The organism is Streptomyces hainanensis (assembly GCF_004348415.1).
GTDB classification, from domain to species: domain Bacteria; phylum Actinomycetota; class Actinomycetes; order Streptomycetales; family Streptomycetaceae; genus Streptomyces; species Streptomyces hainanensis.
The window spans coordinates 1-2,979 of record NZ_SMKI01000674.1; the positions used below are offsets into that span (position 1 = coordinate 1).

The window sequence follows — 2,979 nt, forward strand, 5'->3', positions numbered from 1 at the left end:
GGGGCAGGCTGGCCGGCGGTGGCCGGGCCGCCGTTCTGCACCAGCAGGGCCATGGCGCAGGCGACGACCAACGCCATCAGCGACGCGACGCGCGGGCGCCCGCGCGTCAGGGTGGGGTTAGGGGGCATGGCGGCTCCTGTAGGTTCGACATTTCGAACGAACTTCGGAACTGCGGACACGGCGGAAGCTAGGGACGCCGTACGGGCGGGTCAAGGGAGGAATCCCGCCGAACCGCCGAACCGCCGGGCCGCCGAGCCGAGGGAGGAGCCGTCCAGCCGCCGGGCCGCCGGACCTTCGGACCGCCAACTCGCCCAGCGCGCAGAGTCGTTATCGAACGCATCATCCGCTACGAGAGGTATGGCCGTTAGGCTGTCCCGCACTTGAGGAGATGATCAAGGGAACGGCGCCATGGAACCGCACACCACCACCACGTCGGAGCTCGCCACACTGCCCGCGGAGCCCCTGATGACCAGGGACTACGAGACCCGGCCGGCCCTCGTCTACGAACAGCTCAGGAACCGGTACGGGGCGGTGGCCCCGGTCGACCTGTACGGGGTCAGGGTGTGGCTGGTCGTCGGCTACCACGAGGTGATGGAGGTCCTGCGGGACGAGTCCGTGTGGAAGGCGGACGCGGCCCACTGGCGCGCCCTCCAGGAGGGCCGGGTCCCGGACGACTGGCCGATGTTGGCCGGCTACCGCGTCGACCACCTGCTGCACCAGGACGACGAGCGGCGCCGGGCCACCCGTGCGGCGGTGGAGGCGGCGCTGCGGCCCTTCCAGGACCCGGGCCGGCCGCAGGGGGTGGAGCTGCGGCTCACCGTGGAGCGGTACGCGGACGAGCTGATCGCCGTGTTCACCAACGGCCGCTCCACCGGACACGTCGACCTCTCCACGCAGTTCACCCGTCCGCTGCCGCTGATGATGCTCAACCGGCTGTTCGGCTTCCCCGTCGAGCAGGGCGACGACATCGTGATGGACGCCTGGCGGATGGCCGACTCCGCGCCGGACGCGGGCGCGGCCATCAAGCGGCTGATCGCCGCCGCGACCGACCTCGCCCGCCACAAGCGGGAGCACCCGGGCGACGACCTGACCAGCCATCTCATCGCCGCCGCACCGGAGTTGGCGCCCGAGCAGATCGCGATCGAGCTGTACGCGATCATCGTCTACTCGGACTACATCGGCCAGACGATCACCAACACCGTGCTGGAGGTGCTGACCGGCAGCGACCAGGCGTGGCAGAGCCTGGAGAACGGCGCCTACGGCGAGTTGGTCAACCGGGTGCACATGGCCTCGCCGCCGTGGGCCAACCTGCCGCTGCGCTATCCGGTCTCGGACGTCGTGCTCGGCGACCGGCGGATCGCGGCGGGCGATCCGGTGATGCCGTCGGTGGCGGCCGCGCACGGGGATCCGCTCTTCGCGGCGGCGCTCCGCGACGACTCGCTCAAGAGCTCGCGGGCCCACCTGGCCTGGGGTGCGGGCGTACACCAGTGTCCCGCCCAGGAGTTGGCGGAGATGGTGGCCACCACGGCGGTGAGCCGGCTGCTCGACCGCTGCGAACTCGAACTGACGCTGCCCGCCGACCAGATCCCGTGGCGGCTCTCGCCCTACGCGCGCGGCGTGAAGTCGCTCCCCGTCCGCTTCCGCACCCTGGCCGGCACCTCGGCGTGGCCACCGTTCCCCGAGGCCTCGGCGCCGGCCGGAGCCGACGCCGCACCGGCCCCGGCCCCGACCTCGGCCTCGGAGCCCCGCGGCCGATCCCGGCTGTGGCGCTTCCTGTCCAGCCTGGTCTCCGGCCAGCCCGGCGGCTAGGCCCGGTCCGGGCGACGGGACCGGGCGTCGCGCCCCGGACCGGGCCGTGATGGTATTCGCCGCATGGTTGAGCCGCGTCGGGTGGTGATCGTCGCGTACGACGACGCGCAGATCCTCGATGTCGCCTCGCCCAGCGGGGCTCTGGACATCGCCAACCACCACGGGGCGGCGCCGCCGTACGTCGTCGAGTTGGGGACGGTCGGCGGCGGGCCGGTGCGGAGTTCGGTGGGGATCGGGCTGGGGAACGCCCGGCGGCTGGCCGAGGTGCGGGGGGCGCTCGACACGTTGCTGGTGGTCGGCGGCTTCGGGCACGAGGCCGCCACCGGGAACCCCGCGCTGATCGCGCAGCTCCGCCGGCTCGCGGAGCTGAGCCGCCGGGTCGCCGCCGTCTGCACCGGCACGTTCCTGCTGGCGGCCGCCGGGCTGGTGCACGGTCGGCGGGTCACCACGCACTGGCGTTACGCCGACGCGCTCGCCGCCCGGCACCCCGAGGTGGCCGTCGACCCGACGCCGCTCTACGTCCGGGACGGCGACCTCTACACCTCGGGCGGCGTCACCAGCGCGCTCGACCTGACGCTGGCCCTGATCGAGGACGACCACGGCCCCACCCTCGCCCGCCATGTCGCCCGCGAACTGGTCACCTATCTGCACCGACCCGCCGACCAGGCGCAGATCAGCATGTTCCTCGCCGCGCCGCCGCCAGGGGACCGCCTCGTCCGGGACCTCGCCGGGCACATCGCGGCGCACCTGGCCGGCGACCTGTCGCCGGCCGCGTTGGCGGCCAGGTCCGGCGTCAGCACCCGGCACCTCGCCCGCCTCTTCGCCGAACACCTCCGCACCACCCCGGCGCGCGCCGTGCGCGCCGCGCGCACGGAGGCGGCCGCGCACCTGGTGCGCTCCAGCCAGCTGCCGCTCGAAGCCATCGCGCGCCGCGTCGGGTTCCGCTCCGCCACCACGCTGCGGCAGGCGTTTCTCGACCACTACGGCATCACCGGGGACACGATCCGCAGGATGCCGGACATGCCCCGGGCGCGGGCAGCCACCGGGCAGCAGACTCCGGCTCCATGAGAACCCACACCACGCGCCGGACCATGCTGGTCGGCACCGCGGCCGCGGCGGCCTCGATGGCCGCCACCCCCGGAATCGCCGACGCGGCCGACACCGCCGCCC

At 73.7% G+C, this 2,979-nt stretch carries 2 protein-coding genes; both read left to right on the forward strand.

Annotated features, from left to right (window positions below; all coding sequences use genetic code 11):
• The first annotated feature begins 408 nt into the window (after positions 1-408).
• The gene (locus E1283_RS34510) at positions 409-1,809 is read left to right on the forward strand and encodes a cytochrome P450 family protein (protein WP_132822111.1); all 1,401 of its coding nucleotides are present in this window, start codon (positions 409-411) and stop codon (positions 1,807-1,809) included.
• A gap of 81 nt (positions 1,810-1,890) precedes the next feature.
• Entirely contained in the window at positions 1,891-2,877 is a 987-nt protein-coding gene (locus tag E1283_RS34515; protein ID WP_481906712.1) for a GlxA family transcriptional regulator, read from the forward strand.
• Positions 2,878-2,979 lie beyond the last annotated feature (102 nt).